The 19,326-nt window shown below is 22.2% G+C and carries 18 protein-coding genes; 4 read left to right on the forward strand and 14 right to left on the reverse strand.

What is annotated here, in order from left to right; genetic code table 4:
• Nucleotides 1-206 precede the first annotated feature (206 nt).
• The gene (locus ACJA27_RS01645) at nucleotides 207-1,565 is read right to left on the reverse strand and encodes an MAG4530 family protein (protein WP_406618256.1); all 1,359 of its coding nucleotides are present in this window, start codon (nucleotides 1,563-1,565) and stop codon (nucleotides 207-209) included.
• Nucleotides 1,566-1,649: 84 nt separating this feature from the next.
• On the opposite strand from ACJA27_RS01645, the gene ACJA27_RS01650 reads away from it, so the two are divergent.
• A complete protein-coding gene (locus ACJA27_RS01650) occupies nucleotides 1,650-2,063 on the forward strand; it encodes a hypothetical protein (protein WP_406618257.1) in 414 nt (137 codons plus the stop codon).
• Here the strand turns inward: ACJA27_RS01650 and ACJA27_RS01655 are convergent.
• The 10 genes from ACJA27_RS01655 to ACJA27_RS01700 form a co-directional block, all read right to left on the reverse strand.
• Nucleotides 2,028-2,768 carry a hypothetical protein gene (locus ACJA27_RS01655; protein WP_406618258.1) on the reverse strand — a complete coding sequence of 247 codons (741 nt, stop codon included), beginning with the start codon at nucleotides 2,766-2,768 and terminating at the stop codon, nucleotides 2,028-2,030. The two genes, ACJA27_RS01650 and ACJA27_RS01655, sit on opposite strands and share 36 nt — an antisense overlap.
• Before the next feature lie 469 nt (nucleotides 2,769-3,237).
• Complete coding sequence (locus ACJA27_RS01660; RefSeq protein ID WP_406618259.1) at nucleotides 3,238-4,338, reverse strand: cell division protein FtsZ; 1,101 nt, start codon at nucleotides 4,336-4,338, stop codon at nucleotides 3,238-3,240.
• Nucleotides 4,323-5,534 carry an MAG3720 family protein gene (locus ACJA27_RS01665; RefSeq protein WP_406618260.1) on the reverse strand — a complete coding sequence of 404 codons (1,212 nt, stop codon included), beginning with the start codon at nucleotides 5,532-5,534 and terminating at the stop codon, nucleotides 4,323-4,325. Before ACJA27_RS01665 ends, ACJA27_RS01660 begins: the two co-directional genes overlap by 16 nt.
• A gap of 11 nt (nucleotides 5,535-5,545) precedes the next feature.
• On the reverse strand, nucleotides 5,546-6,454 hold the full coding sequence (gene rsmH, locus ACJA27_RS01670; protein WP_406618261.1) for a 16S rRNA (cytosine(1402)-N(4))-methyltransferase RsmH: 909 nt from the start codon (nucleotides 6,452-6,454) through the stop codon (nucleotides 5,546-5,548).
• Between the two features lies 1 nt (nucleotide 6,455).
• Nucleotides 6,456-6,899 (reverse strand): division/cell wall cluster transcriptional repressor MraZ, encoded by a 444-nt coding sequence (locus ACJA27_RS01675; protein WP_406618262.1) that lies wholly within the window; start codon nucleotides 6,897-6,899, stop codon nucleotides 6,456-6,458.
• A gap of 143 nt (nucleotides 6,900-7,042) precedes the next feature.
• Entirely contained in the window at nucleotides 7,043-8,953 is a 1,911-nt protein-coding gene (locus tag ACJA27_RS01680) for a M13-type metalloendopeptidase (protein WP_406618263.1), read from the reverse strand.
• A complete protein-coding gene (locus ACJA27_RS01685) occupies nucleotides 8,953-9,168 on the reverse strand; it encodes a hypothetical protein (protein ID WP_406618264.1) in 216 nt (71 codons plus the stop codon). The genes ACJA27_RS01680 and ACJA27_RS01685 overlap by 1 nt, the downstream gene beginning before the upstream one ends.
• A 42-nt stretch (nucleotides 9,169-9,210) precedes the next feature.
• Nucleotides 9,211-10,710 (reverse strand): magnesium transporter, encoded by a 1,500-nt coding sequence (gene mgtE, locus ACJA27_RS01690; RefSeq protein WP_406618265.1) that lies wholly within the window; start codon nucleotides 10,708-10,710, stop codon nucleotides 9,211-9,213.
• 21 nt (nucleotides 10,711-10,731) lie between these two features.
• Nucleotides 10,732-11,331 (reverse strand): diadenylate cyclase, encoded by a 600-nt coding sequence (locus tag ACJA27_RS01695; protein ID WP_406618267.1) that lies wholly within the window; start codon nucleotides 11,329-11,331, stop codon nucleotides 10,732-10,734.
• A 2-nt stretch (nucleotides 11,332-11,333) separates the two neighbouring features.
• A complete protein-coding gene (locus ACJA27_RS01700) occupies nucleotides 11,334-11,630 on the reverse strand; it encodes a hypothetical protein (protein ID WP_406618268.1) in 297 nt (98 codons plus the stop codon).
• 122 nt (nucleotides 11,631-11,752) lie between these two features.
• On the opposite strand from ACJA27_RS01700, the gene ACJA27_RS01705 reads away from it, so the two are divergent.
• Together ACJA27_RS01705 and ACJA27_RS01710 are read left to right on the forward strand one after the other, a co-directional pair.
• On the forward strand, nucleotides 11,753-12,937 hold the full coding sequence (locus ACJA27_RS01705; protein ID WP_406618269.1) for a phosphoglycerate kinase: 1,185 nt from the start codon (nucleotides 11,753-11,755) through the stop codon (nucleotides 12,935-12,937).
• A 64-nt stretch (nucleotides 12,938-13,001) separates the two neighbouring features.
• On the forward strand, nucleotides 13,002-13,460 hold the full coding sequence (locus ACJA27_RS01710) for a Sua5/YciO/YrdC/YwlC family protein (protein ID WP_406618270.1): 459 nt from the start codon (nucleotides 13,002-13,004) through the stop codon (nucleotides 13,458-13,460).
• 42 nt (nucleotides 13,461-13,502) lie between these two features.
• On the opposite strand, the gene secDF is transcribed toward ACJA27_RS01710, so the two are convergent.
• The 3 genes from secDF to ruvA all read right to left on the reverse strand — a co-directional run bounded on the left by secDF (nucleotide 13,503) and on the right by ruvA (nucleotide 17,798).
• The gene (secDF, locus tag ACJA27_RS01715) at nucleotides 13,503-16,130 is read right to left on the reverse strand and encodes a protein translocase subunit SecDF (RefSeq protein WP_406618271.1); all 2,628 of its coding nucleotides are present in this window, start codon (nucleotides 16,128-16,130) and stop codon (nucleotides 13,503-13,505) included.
• A gap of 122 nt (nucleotides 16,131-16,252) precedes the next feature.
• Nucleotides 16,253-17,212 carry a Holliday junction branch migration DNA helicase RuvB gene (gene ruvB / locus ACJA27_RS01720; RefSeq protein ID WP_406618272.1) on the reverse strand — a complete coding sequence of 320 codons (960 nt, stop codon included), beginning with the start codon at nucleotides 17,210-17,212 and terminating at the stop codon, nucleotides 16,253-16,255.
• Nucleotides 17,199-17,798 carry a Holliday junction branch migration protein RuvA gene (gene ruvA / locus ACJA27_RS01725; RefSeq protein WP_406618273.1) on the reverse strand — a complete coding sequence of 200 codons (600 nt, stop codon included), beginning with the start codon at nucleotides 17,796-17,798 and terminating at the stop codon, nucleotides 17,199-17,201. Before ruvA ends, ruvB begins: the two co-directional genes overlap by 14 nt.
• A 284-nt stretch (nucleotides 17,799-18,082) precedes the next feature.
• On the opposite strand from ruvA, the gene ACJA27_RS01730 reads away from it, so the two are divergent.
• Nucleotides 18,083-19,321 carry a hypothetical protein gene (locus tag ACJA27_RS01730; RefSeq protein ID WP_406618274.1) on the forward strand — a complete coding sequence of 413 codons (1,239 nt, stop codon included), beginning with the start codon at nucleotides 18,083-18,085 and terminating at the stop codon, nucleotides 19,319-19,321.
• Nucleotides 19,322-19,326 lie beyond the last annotated feature (5 nt).

Consider the following 19,326-nt stretch of genomic DNA (forward strand, 5'->3'; position numbering starts at 1 on the left):
ATCAATATATAAGTAAATACTAAAAAATAATATTAAAATTATCAAAATAAATTGAATTGATTCTATTACTATTTCTAGATAAATAACACTGAATTCTTTTATTTTTAAAGTTCTAAATGTGATACCAATAATAAGCGTTATAAAAACAATAAATAAAAAAAGAAATTAAAAAATAAACTTTTGTATTAAATATTTTTTGACTTTTATTATTTATTTTTAACTTCTTCGATTTGTTTATTTAATTCTAATAAAAGGATTTTTCTTATATCTAATTCATTATCTTTTTCATTTATTTTTTCAAAATCTTTAAGTAAAAAAATTATATATTTATTTTTGATATTTGAGTTTTTATATTGGTTTTTAAGAAAATTTTCTTTTTCTAGTTTTGTTAAAAATAATCTTTTTAATGTGGAAATTTCTTTATTTTCATTTGTTGATGTTTCAATAAATTTAATTTCAAGTTCTTCTTTATTTTTTACAATTTCATTTATTTTATTTGACATAATTTGAATAGTTTTTTCATTATTTAATTTATTTAATAATTCATCAAAAAAGAATAATAATTCATTTGTCATTTTATTTTCTTCAATTTTATTTTTTAAATATTTTAATAAGTTTTGATTATCTTCTTTATTAGTTAAATCGAAACAATATGTATTTATATAATAAGAAATAAAGAAATTAGATAAATATAAATTAGCAATTGCATTAATGGTTTTATTCATTTTTCAGCTATTAGATTTATTTAATAAAAAAGCCAAATCTAATAAAGTGTTTTGAATTTTGTTTTTTGAAATACTAATTTCATTTTTATTCATTAAATATAATCTAAATAATTGATGAATTTTCATTGCTATCATTCATTTAATATTTGGAATTTTTATTTCATTTATTTTACTTATATATTTATTTGGAATATATTTTGCTATCAAAACTTCTATTTTTGTTTGTTCTAGTTCCAATTTAGCAGTTATATTATCAATAAAGTTTATCTTTATATTTTTATATTTATCTATATTTTTCAACTTTGAATTTAAATCTTTTGACATAAAATCTAAATCATTAGTTTTCCTCCAAAAATCTGAATATTTGAATGATATTGCTTGACTACCATGTAAAATGAAATTATTATTTTGCATATAATTTATAAAATCTTTTGATTCCATATTATTTTCTTCTATTTTTTGTTTAATTTGCTTAAATAAACTAAATTTAAATGAAGTAAATAATTTAACTTTAAACCATTTCAAAGATCTAAAAATATTAAATTCAAAATATCTATTAAGTAATATTGATGATAGTGAATTAATAAATCAATTGATTTCAAGATAACCAAAAATTATCATAAATATTCATATTAATACATAACTTTTTTGATATTTATCTATTTTTGATAGATCAAATGATTTAAAAATTGGAATACTTTTTTCATAGAGTATTAATATTAAATAAAAATTTAAAACAAATAAAAATATTGAAAATAATAAAAAAAAATAGTATTTTAATAATTTATTTTTTAAATATTTTCCATCTTTCATTAATTGAATTTTTTCTTCTAATAACATATTTTTCACCTCTGTTTTTACAATTTAAAAATATTTTTTATTTTTTTAGATTTTTTATTCATTTTCATAAACGAAAATAATATTATGCAGCAAAAAATAAAAAATAAAGTAGTTTCTAATATACTTACAAAAAATTCATTTTTTAAAAAAAATAGCATAATAAAACAACATATTGAAATAATAATTATTGATATTTCTGACAAACATATAATTAATTTAATTTTTTTTAAATGGGGAAAAATTGAAACATCTATAAAAAAATACAAACCAAAAAATATAATTAAAATAAATAAAATAAATAAAGCTACAATAGCAAATTCTTCAATGAAAAAAAATCTTACATTTAAATTTTCTAAATATAAAGATAAACTCTGCAATAAAAAAAGTAAAAAAATAACACAAGAAAATATAAATATAAATGTTAATTCAACATATATTCTTTTTAAATTTTTTATAAACATATTAGTAATTATCACCGTCTCATGCACTGGTTCTTAAATGCGTTTCATATCTATTTTTAGCTAATAAAAAAAATTTATTAACAACCTTATATGTTTTATCTACCTTTTTTTGTGATACTCATAAACTAAAAAAATTGTAATATTTATATTCCATTTTATTTAGTATTTCATTAGAAACTTTTAATACTTCATTTAATTTTTCAATATTTTTTAATTTTGTTGTTTCTAATATTATAGAAAAAATGTTTAGTATAAATTGTTTTGAATATTCTAAGTTTTTTTCATTTTGGTGTAAAAAACTTAGGAATGTACTAACAACTTCTCCAATTGCAACTGTTCCATCAATATATTGGTTACCTGTACCTCCACTATCTGTATAAGCCGAAAGAAATTCCGATATTGCACCAAATGCATCTCATGCTGGATTTAAATTATATAGAAATGATTTTAAATCAGATAAAAAACTACTAACTGTAGTATGGAAATGAAAAAAAGTTTCTATATGTGAATAAATTTTTTCATTAATTTCATTTCATTCTTTTTTATTTATAAAATCATTTATATTTATGTGATACATAGTATCTGAAAATAAATTGATATTATTTTTAATGTTATTATTTATTTTTTTTATTTTATTTAAAAATTCTTGGTTCAACAAATCAATTTCTTTTTTAAATTTATTTGTTGTTTTTTCTTCAATATATTTTTCATTATTATAGTATGTATTATATTGATATATCATTTATTCTCCCTTTTATAATTTATTGCTTATTAATTATATTTTTTACATTTATTAAAAATAAGATTTGTTGATAATATTAAAATGTTTACATATAGATGTAGTACTTTTAATTAAAAATAATATAAACAATGAACTATTTACCTAGTGTATTTAAATTTTTTCATTTATTTAAGGAATGGTAAAACCACTAAATTACAATTAAATTTTTAATGAATTAAAAATTGATATTCACTAGTTATTATAAAAATGAAAATAAATTATAGATTATTATTTTTCTTTATATAAAGCACATCATACAATAAATAATACTGGTTTTGTAAAAATGATTGTAGTTTTATAATGGAATATGAATCAAAAAAAGAAATATTTTGTATTAAATAGAGATGTCTTTAAAATTAAATAAAAAATGAGCTTATAACTAAGCTCATTATTATTTATTTTATTATTTTCGGAACATCAACAATAAAATTTAATTTTTGAAAAAGTTAGGTATTGAATCTTTAGTTTCTTCATCAATATTATTATTAGTTTGATTTTTGAAGTTGTTAATGGTATTATTGGCCAAATTATGAATTTTTTGTTCAATAGTATCATTATTTTTTGAAAAAGGAGCCTCATTTTTAATATTAGAAGCAATAATATTAACTTGAAAAAAGTCTTCTTGATCTTCAAGTAGTTGAAAACCAATGATTTTTTCAATATTATCAGCATCTAAATATATCAATTCATCTATCATATCACTAGCAGATTCAATTTCTTCTAAATTAGTATGTTTATCACATTGAAATAGAACAATCATTTTTCCAGCACCTTTAATTTCTTTTTCAAATAAAGGAGCGGAAAAAGCTTCTTGTATAGCTTTTTTAGATCTTTCTTTTCCATGAGCTGTACCTATACTTATAATTGATTCTTTACCATTAAGCAATATTCTTCGCAAATCATTAAAATCTACATTGATATATCCAGTTTTAAAGATAGTATCATGTATAGCTTTAATACTTTGTTTTAAAGTGATATTAGCAACTCTAAAAGCATCAATTATAGGTAGTTTATTATATAAAGAAATTAATTTTTGATTTGATAAAACAATAAAAGCATCAACATTTTTTTTAAGTAAATCTAAACCTTTATTCGCTATTAAAGATTTATTTTTACCTTCAAGTTTAAAAGGTGTTGTAACAATAGCTATAGTTAGAGCACCAGCATCTTTTGCAGCTTTAGCAATTATAGGAGAAGCACCAGTACCAGTACCACCGCCAAGTCCTGTTGCTATTACAACAATGTCAGTGTTTGCTACAACTTTTTGGATTTCAGAAAGTGATTCATTAGCACATTGAGCACCAATATTTGGATCATTTCCTGCTCCAAGTCCACGAGTGGATGAACCTAGAAAAATTTTATTATTACATGCTGATTTAGCTAAATCTTGACTATCAGTATTAGCTACAAATAATTCCACATCATTTCAGTTTTCTTTTTCTGAAATAATAAGATTTATTGCATTATTACCAGCACCACCTATACCTATGACTTTCATATTAATAGGTTTTTGACTTAGTAAATCTTGCATTCCCTTTCTCCTTGTTTTTTAAGTTTTTTGCTTTTTATTCATTCATTAATGTTAAATAAATGAATTTTTTTAGGTTTAGTTTTAATAACCATACTTTTATCCAAGGTATTAACATTAGATAAAATTTTAGGAACATAATTTTTAGTTAAAAATAATATGCCAGATAAAATATCATTTTTTAAAACTTCATTAGAATAAAATGGATCATGATTTTTACAAGTATAGCCTTGATTTAACAATTTTTTATTTATTAAGTTAGCACCAAAACCTTTTGTTATTACATAACCTCTATTTTTATCAAAATTTTTGATATTATCAATACATTTTAATATTTTTAAACTAATATCTTCAAGTTCTTTATTTATGATATTTGTTACTAAATTAGCAATTTCATTTTTAGAATTATTATTGTTAAAATATTTTCAATTAGCAAATATGGATTTAATAAATAAATGGATTTTTTTAACATTTCAAAAAATATTTTTAGAGTTTAAAATTTCCATTATTTTTTCTTTTAAATTAGAATAAATAGTTTCTCTTTTATTTATAACGCCATTAAAAAAACTATTAATTATTATTGCATTAGATTCAATATTTATAAAAATATTATTTCCTTCTAATGTTCCATAACTTGGAACAATAACTTGTGATTTTAGAAAATAATGTTTAAACTTTAAATTAAATTTTTCAAAAAAAGTTAATAAATTTTGAAATTCACTATTCATATCTAGTTCAATTAAATATGAAATAATTTCTAGTTTATCACCTTTTTTGTCAAAAGGAAAATGATTATACTTTTTAATTGTTTCTTCATCAATAAACAATTTAAATAAATTTCATTGATATTTTGAATATTTTAATTTATCATTTATATCTTTTAAAGTTTCTAAAATTTTAAAATAATTAGTTTCATTAATACTATTTTTTTTAAGTTTAAAAATAGAAACATCTTCTTTAATTTTTAAATCTTTAAAATAAGAATCATATATACATAATGAAGTTTCAGCACCTTTATATTTAGTTTTTAAATTTTTATAAATGGAAATAATTTCTTTTTGTTTTTCTAAAGTTTCAAATAAAAAAGCAGTAGAAAACTTAAAATTATCTACAATTTCATAATTATTATTGATTTTTGAAGCAACTTTAATTTCAGTTTTATCAAAATCTAAGTTAAATATAATTGTTGAAACTTCCATAAATATTTTCCTTATTTTAACTTTGTTAATATCCGTAATTTAGCAGTTCTTGAACGATTATTAATTTCTATTTCTTCATTACTAGGATAAATACTTTTAGTTAAATATTTTTTTTCTTCAATAATAGGCATTTTGTTTGGAATTTTGCTTTTTATTAAATTACCAAAAAAATTTTTAACAATTTTATCTTCTCCTGAATGAAAAGTAATTATAGATAATGATGAATTAGGTTTTAACAATTCAATGCTTTGTTCTAACATAGATTTTATAGAATCATATTCATGATTAACTTCAATTCGTATAGCTTGAAAAATAGCTTTTGCAGGATTTTTTTCTCTTAAAAGAGCTGCAGGATAAGCTTCTTTAACAATCTTAACTAGTTCAAAAGTTGTCTTTATAGGACGATTTTTTACTATTGCTTTCGCAACTTGTTTTGCAAGCTTTACATCAGCATAGCTATATAAAATTTCATTTAGTTGTTGTTCAGAATATGAATTAACAACTTTGTAAGCATCTAATGTTTCATCTTGATTCATTCGCATATCTAAATATGCATCTTGTGAATAAGAAAATCCTCTTTCTGGGTTATCAATTTGAGGACTACTCATTCCTAAATCGGCAATAATTCCATCAACAGAATTAATGTTATGTTTTTTTAATTCATTTTTAAGATTTGAAAAATCCGAATGAATTAAAATGTAATTTGAATTTATAACTTTTAATTTTTCATTTGTTATTGATATAGCGAATTTATCTTTATCAAAACAAATTAATTTTCCTTCATTATTTAATCTTTTTAAAATAGCTATTGAATGACCACCCATTCCCATTGTTAAGTCTACATAAGTTCCATTAGGTTTAATGTTTAAACTCAAAATGGTCTCCTTAAGCATAACTGAATAATGTTCATTTTTAGTCATTTTATTTTTCTCCATCCGCTAAAGATTGTGCAGCAGCAACAATTTTATCAGTGTCAAATTGTTTTTCATATTCTTCATAAGTTTTAGGATCTCATAATTCAATATAATCTCCACTACCTATAAATAATATTTCTTTTTGAAAGGCTCCTTTTTCCATATATAACTTAGGGATGATGAAACGACCTTGAGCATCAAGTTCAATTTCTTGGGAACTTCCAAATAATGTTCTCCTTAAAATACGAACTTTAGCATCAAAAACACTTTGGCGATCTAGAGATTCAAAAAATGAATTAATAGATTCTTCACTTCTTATTTCTGGATGTCCGTCAATTCCGATAAGAATGAAAAATCTATTCCCAAGTACATTTCTGTATTGTGAAGGTAAAGCAATTCTATTTTTAATGTCAATATTTCTAGAATGTTGGCCAAAGAACTTTATTTTCACCACTTTTCCCCACCTTTCAAAATTATTATATATGATTTTAAGCGTTATATGTTATTTTTCCTTAAAAAAATTTAGTTTTTTATAAAAAATGAAGAAAAAAATCAAACCCAACATTTTTTGTTAGATTTGATTTTTTAATTTTTTTATCAAATTTTTACTCTTTTTTCTGGAGAAATATACATTTCATCATTTTCTTTAACATTAAAAACTTCATAGAATTCATCCATATTTTTTATTTGTTGATTAGCTCTTAAAATTGTAGGAGCATGAACATCAACTACCAAAAGCATTTTTTGATATTCATCTTTATATAATGATCTTCATTGAGTAGCTCATGAAATGAAGAAATCTTGTGGATTAAAATCTTTTTCTAATTTAGCAGCTTCATAAGCACATCTAATACCACCAGCATCTGCTATATTTTCAGAAACTACTAATTTTCCATTACATTCACCTACACTAGTAGGAACTTTGTCAAATAAATCTATCATTTTTTGAGTTTTTAAATCAAAGTTAGTTTTATCTTCTTCTGTTCATCAATTTTTTAAATTACCATTTTCATCAAATAAAGCTCCATTGTTATCAAAACCATGAGAAATTTCATGTGCTATGATTGCTCCAATAGCTCCATAATTTGCACTTGATGATCTTTTAATTGAATAAAAAGGATCATCAAAAATGGCAGCTGGAAAAACTATGTGATTGTAAATAGGATTGTAATATGCATTTACCATAGCAGGTGACATACTTCAATATTTTTTATTAACTGGTTCTAAATACTGAGAAAAAACATATTTATTAATTAAAATATCAAAATTAATAATATTTTCTATAAGGTTACTATTTTCTTCATAGGTTTTAACTTTAAATTGATCGTAATATGGCTTATATATATCTGGATAACCTACATAAATTCCTAATTTTTCAAGTTTTAAAATAGCTTTTTGCTTAGTTTCTTTACTTAATCAAGTATTATGGGTTAATCTTTCTTGATATATTTTAACCATATTTTTAACCATTTTAATAACATCATTTTTACCTTTTTCTCCAAAATATTTTTGACCATAATAAATTCCAAATGGCATTCCAAAATATTTTAAAGTTTGAATAATTGATGCTTTTTCTGGTTTTGAAGGTTTATCAATTCCGGAAAGAAATCTTCCTAATGTTCCACTAATTTCTCTTTCTTCATTAGATAAATAAGGTGCATATAGTAAAATTACACTAAGAATTAATTTAGCTTTATACTCTTGAAAATTTTCTTCTTTACATATGAAATTAAAATTTTCTAAATATTTAGGATTTTCTATGCTAAATTCCAAAACATTTTTATGAGTTAAATTTTCAGCAATTTTTTTAATGTTTAAAAACTCAAATTTATTTTTAGTTTCTTCAATAGAAAATAAATTATATAGTTTAGCATAATTAGCACTTTCTTCTCTTGATAAAGAAAATGCAGCAACTTTTTTATCAAAATTAATAGCTTTATTAATCAAGTTTTTTGCTTCTTCTAGTGAATAATCTAATTTTAATAAAAAGTAAGTACACATTTTTTCATAAACGTTAAAAATTTTATTTGCTTTTTCTTCATTAGAATAATATGTTGTATCAGGTAAGATGATTGAAGGATTACCTAATCACAAAATTTGTTTAGTTGAATCTTTAAAATCATTATAAATTCCAAATTCAAGAGGTAAATATCAACCTTTTAAAATTAAATTTTCATAATCATTTGCCAAATCTTTAAAAGAATGATATTTATTATTGATTTCTTTTATGATTTCTTTTATGGGTGAAACACTTAATTTATCTCTAGTTTCTCAATTTGAAACCATATTATAAAATTTAATCATTTCTTTTAATGTTGGGTTGTTAGGAATTTTATTTTCATCTTGACTTCATTCTTTAAATAAAGTTTTTTTTCTTTTTTCTAATTTTCTATCAACTTCTTCAAATGCTCCAGTTCCCGGTTTATCATTAGGAATTTTTGCTTTTGCTAATCATTCTTGATTAACTTCTAAATAAAAATTTTTTTTAAGATTTTCTTTATTCATTATTTTTTCCTTTCTTTGTATTTATTTTTTAAATAAGTTGTCATTTTAAAGATAAATATACATATGATTATGGTTAATATTAAACCTAGAACTATCATTATGATTTTATTTTCCATATTATTTAGGTTATTAAAATTATTTAATTCATTATTTGAAATAGTAATTTGATTAGTTAAACAAGCGGGACATTTACATTGATCTAAATGATTAATCATTATTCTCCTTTTATTTACTTATTTGTTTAAATTTTTTAATATTTAAACAAAAATGAAAAAGCTTAAAATCATAAGTGAAAGAGTTATAAGTGTTGTAATAACATCAGTTAAAGTATTAATTAAAGAAATTGATATAGAAGAAGGATCTTTTTTAATTTTCGAAGCGATAATAGGAAGAATAATTCCTATAAAATTACTTAAAAGAATAGAAATAAGAATTGTTATTGAAGAAACACAAATGATAATTAAATATTTTTTCATTTCTGTATCTAGTAATTGTTTAGTAGCACTATAATAAATTGCTAATCTAGCAAAATTTATAATTCCTAAAATTAAACCTATGATTAAAGAAATGAGCATTTCTTTTAAAATAATTTTATTAAAATCCTTTTTATTTATTTCTCTTAATGTTATAGCTCTAGTAATAGAAATATTGGATTGCAATCCAGAATTACTAGTTATATTATTCAAAATAGGTATTAAACTAGATAAAGAAATAATTAAAATAGCATCTTTTGTAAGTGTTGAATTTAAAGAATTTTTACTAAAAACTCTTAATAAACTATCAATAACAATTTGAGTTAATGTAGCAAACATTAATAAAGCAATTAATCAAAAAATTCTAGATTTAATAATTTTTCCAATAGAAGTTTTTAAATAAGTAGTTTCAATAATTTCTTTAGGATTCATTCCCGCTAATTTATACATATCTTCACTAGCAGAGTCTTGAATTACATCAATAACATCATCACTAGTTATCATTCCCACTAAATAACCTTCACGATTAACAACAGGTAAAACAGATAAGTCATGTTCAGAAAATACTTGTGCTGCATGTTCACGATTGTCATAAGTAGAAACTGATGCTATTGAATAATAAATATCGTTAATTAGAGCATTAGGATCAGCAAAAGCAATATCTTCTAATGTTAGTGCACCTAAAAGTTTATTAGATCCATCAATAACGAAATAAAAATGCATAAGTTCAGCTCTAGCTTTATTATAATCACGACGAATTTTATTCAGTGCTTGTTCACAAGTATATGTATTTTTGATGCTTGATAAATCAATGCTCATAAAAGAGCCAACTTGATTATCATGATATCTTAATAATCTGTTAATTTCAATTCTTTTTTCATTAGGGGTAAAAGCTAAAATTTTACTAGTAACATTAGCAGGCAGTTCCTCAAGAACATCAACCAATTCATCTGATTGAAGTTCTTGTAAAAGTTTCATACCTCATTCTTCAGTGAAACATTGTGCTAATTTAGTTTGAACTTCTTCATCTAAATATGAAAAAATTTCTGCTGCATCAGAAGTTTTAAGTAATCTTAAAAATGTTAACTGTTCTTCAATTAACATAACATTTAAAAGTTTAGCAATAGTAGCATCTGGATATTTTTCGGCAAAATCACGAACTTTTTGCAAATCTTTTTCTTTTATGGTTTTTATCAATTCTTCTTGAATTAATTGTTCATCATTTTTTTGATGATTCTCGGAATTTTGTTCATCATCTAAAATAATTTCTCTTGTTTTAGGCATTTTTTCCTTTTTATTTTTATATTAGTCTTTTAAATATTTAATTAATTGTTCTTGGAATTGCTCTAATCTAACATTGTAAAAAATTCCATTTTTTACTAATTTAATATCACCAGTTTCTTCAGAAACAATTATTGTTACAGCATCACATAATTCTGAAATACCCATTGCTGCCCTGTGTCTTGAACCATATTGCAAATCAATTGATTTTCTAGTAATTCTAAAAAAAGTAGCGGCATAATGGATTTTATTATCTCTAATAACAACTGCTCCATCATGCAAAGGAGAGTTTTTGTTAAATATTGATATTAGTAAACTAGAACTTATATTTGCGTCCATAATAATTCCATCAGTTCTTAAATTATCAATATTATCATTATTTTCAATAGTAATTAAAGCACCAGTTTTAGTTTCAGAAAGAATTTGAATTGCTTCTCTTAATTGGTTAATCAATCTAATTTGACTACTTTTTCCCAATTTTTCATAATTAGTTTTTCTTAATTTATTTTTAGAAATATTAATAGTGATAGGAATAATAATTGCTAAAAATGTAAGTACCATTAAGGTTAAAGTAATTACAGAAATAATGATAATTATTTGTAAGTGATTTTCAAGATTATTCATAATTATGCAAACCTTTTGGTTATCACATAACCAACTAACATTAAAGCAACTATGGACAATAAAATAACACTAATTATTAAAATTTTAGTAGCAATTAATCAATGATATTCTTTTTTAGACATTGATTCTTTTTTGCTAATTAAACATCCAAATTCTTCGCATTCTTTATCGATTTTTTCTTCCTCTTCTTCAATTAAACTAGGATGTTTAAGTTGTTCTTGATTTTCTTGATAAAGTTTTAAAAGAAGTTCTTTTCTTTCATCTATTTTCTTTTGGTATTGATCATCAATATTTTCCATAAATGCTCCTTTAACAACTATATATTTTTTTATATTTATAAATTATATTGTAATAAGTATTTATAATTATTATATATTTATATGTAATATATTATTTTAATGTAAATAAAGGAGTTTTTGTTATGAAAAAAACAATTGATGATTTAGTTTTAACTGGCAAAAAAGTTCTAATGAGGGTTGATTTTAATGTTCCTTTGAAAGATGGAGTTATTACTTCTAATAAAAGAATTGTTGCCGCCTTACCTTCAATTGAAAAAGTTATTAAATCAGGCGGAAAATTAATTATTCTTTCTCATTTAGGAAGAATTAAAGAAGCAACTGATAAAGAAAAAAAATCTTTGTTACCAATTTCTAATGAATTAGCTAGATTGTTAAATAAACCAATTCTTTTCGTTGATCAAACAAGAGGAAAAGAATTAGAAAAAGCAATTGCTGAAATGAAAAATGGAGATGTTATTTTAATTCAAAATACTAGATTTGAAGATTTAAATGATAAAGCTGAAAGTAAAAATAATCCTGAATTAGCTGCTTATTGAGCTTCTCTTGGTGATGTATTTATTAATGATGCTTTTGGTACAGCTCATAGAGAACATGCTTCAAATGTTGGAATTAGTAAAAATATAAAAGAATCTGCTATTGGTTATTTAGTTGAAAAAGAATTAAATGCTTTATCAAAATTAACTATCAATCCTGCTCATCCATATGTAGCTATTATTGGTGGTGCTAAAGTTAGCGATAAAATTCAAGTTTTGGAAAAATTAATTAAACAAGTAGATAAAATGATCATTGGTGGAGGTATGGCATATACTTTCAAAAAAGCTTTAGGTTTCAATATTGGAAAGTCATTAGTAGAAGATGAATTTTTACCTTTTGCTCAAAAATTTATAGCTGAAAATCAAAATAAAATTATTTTACCAGTTGATAACTTGTGTGCTGCAGAATTTGCTGATGTAAAACCAGAAATTGCTGAAAAGGATATTCCTGATAATTTAATGGGATTGGATATAGGACCTAAAACCAGAACATTATTTGCTTCAAATCTTTTAGGTGCAAAAACAGTTATTTGAAATGGACCTATGGGAGTTACTGAATTTAATAATTATAAACAAGGTACTTTAGTTGTTGCACAAGCAATTGCAAAATTAAAAGGTTGTTATTCAGTAGTTGGTGGTGGTGATAGTGCTGCTGCTGTTGAAAAATTAGGTATGGAAAGTCAATTTTCTCATGTTTCTACAGGTGGTGGTGCTAGTTTAGAATTACTTGAAGGTTTACCTTTACCTGGTATTGAAGCAATTCAAGAAAAATAATTAATTTTTTATTTATAAAGTAGGTTTTTACCTACTTTTATTTATTGAAAGTAAAAACTAAAAGATGAATTTAGAAGATATTTTTATTTGTACCACTGATACAGTTACAGGTATTGGTGGACCTATTAATGAACAAACTTTAGAAACTATTTATTTTTTAAAAAAACGTCCAAAAAATAAAAAAATAATGATTTTAGTTGGTTCTTTAGATCAAGCTAAATCTTTTAAAGAATGAAATAATTTAGCAACAGAAACTGCCTTAAAATATTGACCTGGAGCTTATTCAATAATAATTAATAACCAAGGTTTTAGAATGCCAAATTTAGCACCTTTAAATGATTTTTTACTTAAAAATGGACCTATGTATGTCACAAGTGCTAATATATCTGGTAAAGAACCAATAAAAATTGAAGATGTTACAAAAGTTTTTCCAGAAGTTAAAAACATTTATAATTTTGGACAAGGAACAAATGAAGCAAGTACTTTAATTAATTTAGATAATGGGGAAATAATTAAACGATAATAAAAATGCAAGTTATTAGGCTTGCATTTTTATTATTTAAAATTAAGCTATAAAATCATTGATTCCATTAAAGACTTGTTCATCATGTTTTTCAAAATTTCAATAGTGATTTTTTTGATGATTAGCAATAATTTTTTGTCTTCTTGTTTCTAAAGCAGTTCATAATCATGTAGAAATAAATAATGAAGTGTAAGAACCGATTAAAAGGCCAAAAATCATAATCACATTAAATCATATATTAGTAGCATTTCCAAAACATAAAAGCACTATAATAGAACCAATAGTAGTTAAAGTGGTATAAAAACTTCTTTTAATTACATCTCCAATAGCTTGGTTAGTAATTTCTCTAATTTGTTGCTTATCTAAAATTTCATCATGTCATTTAGTTTTAATAATTTCTTTGATACGATCAAAAACAATAATTGAATCATTGATTGAGAAAGCAACAATAGAAAGAATAGCGGCAATAACAATTGGCGATAATGAAGCTCTTGATAAAGCAATAAAGGCTATTGAAGCAACTGCTGTATGAATTAAACCAATAACAATTGCTAATGAATATGTTCATTTAAATCTTACAAGAGTATAAACAATAATTCCGGCAAATGCTATTAAAATAGCATATAAAGCATTTAATACTAAATTTTTAGCATCTGTATTAGAAATAGTTTCACCAGTAATTAATAAGTTAGGAAACTTACTTTGGAGTTCTTGAATTAAAGTAGAAACAATAGTATCACTTTTACCTATGTTAGCACGAATGTTAATATCAAAGATTGTACCTTCAACATTTAATGGTAATCTTTTGATAGTAGCATTAACATTATTTGAACCAAAACCTCATTCTTTATATTTTTCTAAGAAAAATTGTTCAATTTGACTAGCTAAATCACTATCAAGTGGATTTATATTATCTCCTTTGATAGATATATCTACTCCACCTTTAAAAGCAAAAGAACGATTAAATCCATCAGCAATATTTTTATTTAATATAGCGAAAATGGTAAAGATAATAATTCCTATTAAAATAATTGAAGATGAACCAGTTAAGAATCACTTAGAATTTTTAACATAGTTAAAGTTTTTATATCAAGTGGTTTTACTTCTAGTATGATCAATATATTTTTTATGAACGCCTAAAAGCCATAACTTATTATTGAAAATGTCCATATTTAATAATAATGAAGTTAATAATTTTGTAAATAATAACATTGCTATTAAGATAAACATTACTGAGAAGATTAATGTAATACTAAAACCTTTAATTTGAGCATTACCAAAATAGAATAAAATAAAGGAAACAATTAATGTGGTAATGTTAGCATCTAAAATTGATGATAAAGACAACTTATTAGCACTTTTATGAGCTTTTTTAACCGAATCTCCTCCGTATATTTCATCTTTCAGTCGCTCAAAAGTAATAATATTAGAATCGACAGATATACCAACTCCTATTATTAAAGCTGCTAGCATTGATGGAGAATATTCACCGCCTAGAGTTGTATATAACAGAAGCGTCATAAACATATATAAAGAAATCGATAAAGAACTAATAAGTCCTAACAAACCATAATTAACAATCATAAAAATAGTAATTAAACTAAATACAATTGCTCCTGCTAACATAGCTTTTTCAAAAGTGTTATTTTTTAATTCAGGATTTACTCAAGTAGAAGAAGAAATAGTTAATTTATATTCTGCTGAACCATAATTCATATTTGCTACTAATTGTCTTGCAGTAGCAATATCAAAACTAGGAGATGAAATAACAAATGATGATGCTTGAAGAGGTCTTCAAACTAAAACTTGTGAAATTAAATATCTTTTAGCATTAATACTATGGGTTTTTAAAATTGGAGATTCTGTTTTTTTGGTTTTAGAATTATATTTAGGTTTTGCATCATTGTTAACATGAACAAAATTTAAAAAATTCTTCTTAGCAGCTTCTCATTCTTTTGGATATTTTTTTTCAGCAATATCTTTTAATTCATCTAAATTATTTCAAAAAAGTAATTGTCTATCTGCTCAACTTGATTTTTGAGCAATATAAGCAGTTGCTTTAGTAAATTCTCTTTCTGCTTCTTCATTAAGTAAATCAACATTTACTGCAGGTTTAGTTCCAGAATATGTTAATTTAGCACCATTTGGTTTTAATGGAGGAGAGAATCTATGTCATTCACTAGAAGGTAAATCTTCTAACTTAAGGCCTTCACGAAAATAACCATCTAAAAATAAAGGACGCATTTGATTATCAGTCATTATAAGAGAAGGCTTAGTTGAAATAAGTTTTTCAAAATGACGTTTTTCACTTTCTGTAATAGATCCACTTTTAGTTATTCTTAATCTTCCATTTCCTTCTGCTATAACATTAGTACCAACAATTCCAGTTCCACCTGTTAGTCTTTCATAAACAGCATTAGCAACATTTTCTTCTTCTTTAGCTGTTATAGGTTTATCATCAGGAGATTTTTTAGTTCTTTCAATTTTAGCAATAGTTTGCAAACCACCACCATATTCAATTGATTTATTAATATTTTTAGCAATATAAAAATGAGAACCAAAAATTATAGCCAAAATAGTTGCTATAAATGTTATAGAAATAATAAATCATCTTTTTCAATTGGTTAAACTAAAAAAAGAATGCAAAGCATTTTTAATTCTATTTTTCATATTAAAATATTAACATATTTAAATAAATATATATTTATTAATATATATAAATGTGAAAACAATTTAATATATAAAAAAGTTAAAAAACAAATGTTTCTTAACTTAAATTCTAGAAATTTACTTTATAAAAATTTATTTCTATTATTTAAAATATAGTCTATACCTAAAATAGTTATTCTTCTTCCTCGGGAACTTTTTTCAATTAATTTTAAATGTAATAAGATAGGTTCTATTTCATTGATTAATATTTCCTTAGAATTATTTAAAATTCCAGCTAAAGAATCTATAGAAGCTCATTTTTCTTCAAAAATATCTATTAGTAATTTTAAATAATCTATATGTTCACGATTCAAACCATTTTCAAATAATTCTATTTTTTTAAAAGTTTCTATAACAGTTTGTAAAGAAATTGTTTCTTCTGCTTTTTTAATTGAAAAATCATTAACACGTTTTAGTAAATTATTAGCTATTCTAGGAGTGTATCTAGAATATTTAGCAATTGTTTCAATAACTCCATTATCTACATTTAAATTCATTTTGATTCTAGAATTATCAATAATTTGTTCTATGTCTAAAATTTCATAGTTTGTTAATTTAGCTTTTAATCCAAATCTATCTTTTAAAGGTTGGGATAAAAGATTTAATTTTGTAGTGGCACCAATTAAAGTAAAAGGTTTAAGTTTCATTCTTAATGCTTTAGCATTACCCTCTGGACCTAAAATTAAATCTATTTTAAAATCTTCCATAGCATTATAAATTAATTCCTCTAAATTTTTATTTATGCTATGTATTTCATCTATGAAAACAATATCATTTTCTTGAACATTAGCAAAAATAGATAAAATATCTGATTTTTTTTCTAATAAACCACCTTGTAAATAATGAATTTTAGAACCAATTTCATTAGCAACAATAGAAGCTAATGTTGTTTTTCCGGTACCAGGTGGTCCATATAATAAAATATGATCTAAACATATATTTTGTTTTTTAGAAGAATATATCATTGTTTCAAGAGTTGATTTTAATTTTTCCTGTCCTATGAAATTTTTAAAATTTAAAGGTCTTAAATTAAGATATTCCATTAGCGTTGTTACTATTAGCAATAATTTTTATAGCAGATTCAACCATTTCTTCAATATTAGAAGAAACTTTAACTTGTTTTAATGCATATTCAATTTGATTATTTTTAAACCCTAACATTTTTAAAGTTTCTTTGATTTCATTAAAATTAGGATTATTTATATTTTTATCAATTTCTTTTTCTGTTAAATTTAGAATTTTCTTTCATTTATCTTGTAATTCAATAATTATATTTTTGGCAATTTTAGGGTTTAAATAAGGTATTTTTACTAATTCTTCATAATTGTTTAATGCTATTAAAGATGAAGTATTTTCTCATCCATTATTTAAAATATTAAATGCAACTCTAGGACCTACACCATTTATTGCTATTAAATCAACAAATAATAGTCTTTCTTTAAAATCTTTAAAACCATATGTTGCTTGATAATAATCATTTTTTAATTCGACAATATAAAGTTTCATTTTTGTATTGTTTTCAAATCTTTTAATATCAGGAACAATTATGGAATATCCTATACCTTGACTTTCAAAAACAATATTATTATTATTTTTATAAATTAATTCACCAATGCGATATAAAATCATATTTTTCCTCCACTTATATATGTCCTTTTTTTATAAAAAAATGAAAAAATAAAAAAATTCCCAATAAAAAGAAAAAAAATAATTTTTTTTAATATTTTTCAAAAAAAGGACATATATAAGTGGTAAGTATAATTTTTTTGCTATTTAGTTGATTCAAATTGTAATTATTTGTTATATTTCTTAATTTATTTATATATTTTTGCAAAAAATAAAAAAATTCCTAAAATTAAAATTAATTAAAATTTTTTTGACTTTTTTGCAAAAAATAGACATATATAATTGGTATGAATAATTTTTTATCTGTTACTGCTATTTTAAACCATGAAATAAATATGTTTCTATTTGAGGAGATTAGAAACTTTTGTGAATTAAATAATTTAAGAGAACCATATTTTTCTTTTGAAGAAAAACAAATATATATTTTTATTCCTCTCTGAAATTTGGAGGGAATAAAAATATATTTAAATTTAAACAATGATTGTTATTTAAAAGTTAATACATTAAAATATGGACCTGGATTCCATCATTATGCTTTATCAATTGTTGAAAAATTTTGTAATCAATTTTTAGTAGATTATCAATTACAAGATTTTACAAATTATTATTATTCAGAAGACTTTAATAAGTTAAAAGCTTATTTTTATTATTATGCTCTTGAAAAATTGGAAAATAATGCTAAATATGTTAAAAAATATAAATTTGGTTATTTTAATATTGAAGATTGAGAATTTCCACCAATTTTAAATAAAAATGAATTTGCAACAATGATTGGAATTAAAAGCATATGAGATTTTTATAACGAAAAATATCAAGTTAGAATATTTTCTTTATATGATATTTTTCCTTGAGTTGATAAAACAAATAATATTGATAATTTAATGAATAAATCTTTATTTAATATATGAAATTATTGAAGTTTTGAAAATAAAATGTTAAATTTTGAGAAAAATGCACAATTTGAGACAGTGTACTTTCTAGAAAATATTATTGAAAAATGTGATAAGAAACAACATATTTTCTTTCCTAAAGATATATATCAAAACATAAAAAATAAGAAATGACAAGGAATAAATCAAGAAGATATAAGTAGTTTTAAAGATTTAAAATTATGAGATAGTTATAAATTAAGAAATTCATTAGTTAAATTAGGTAAATTAAAACTACCAATAATTTCTAATTTTAAAAATTTTATTTTTGATGATAATTATTTTTTAATAGAAGAGGATGGCAATTCAAAAAAATGTAAAACTACAATTAAATTAATAAATTTAAAAGTATTTGAATTTAAAAATGACTTAAAAAATAAATATAAAAATTTTGAAGAAATTTATAAATTGGAAAATGAAAATTCTTTTCTATTATCAAAATATAAAAAAGTTTGAACTAATAAATATCAAATTATTACTTATTTTTCTTATAAAAAATATTGTTATGTTTATGAAATGAATTATTTTTCAAAAAAACATATCTTTAAAGAATGAAATAAAATGATAGAAAGTATAAAAAATATGTATTTTGAATAATAATT

Source organism: Mycoplasmopsis lipophila, from assembly GCF_045276895.1.
GTDB lineage: Bacteria > Bacillota_I > Bacilli_A > Mycoplasmatales > Metamycoplasmataceae > Mycoplasmopsis > Mycoplasmopsis lipophila.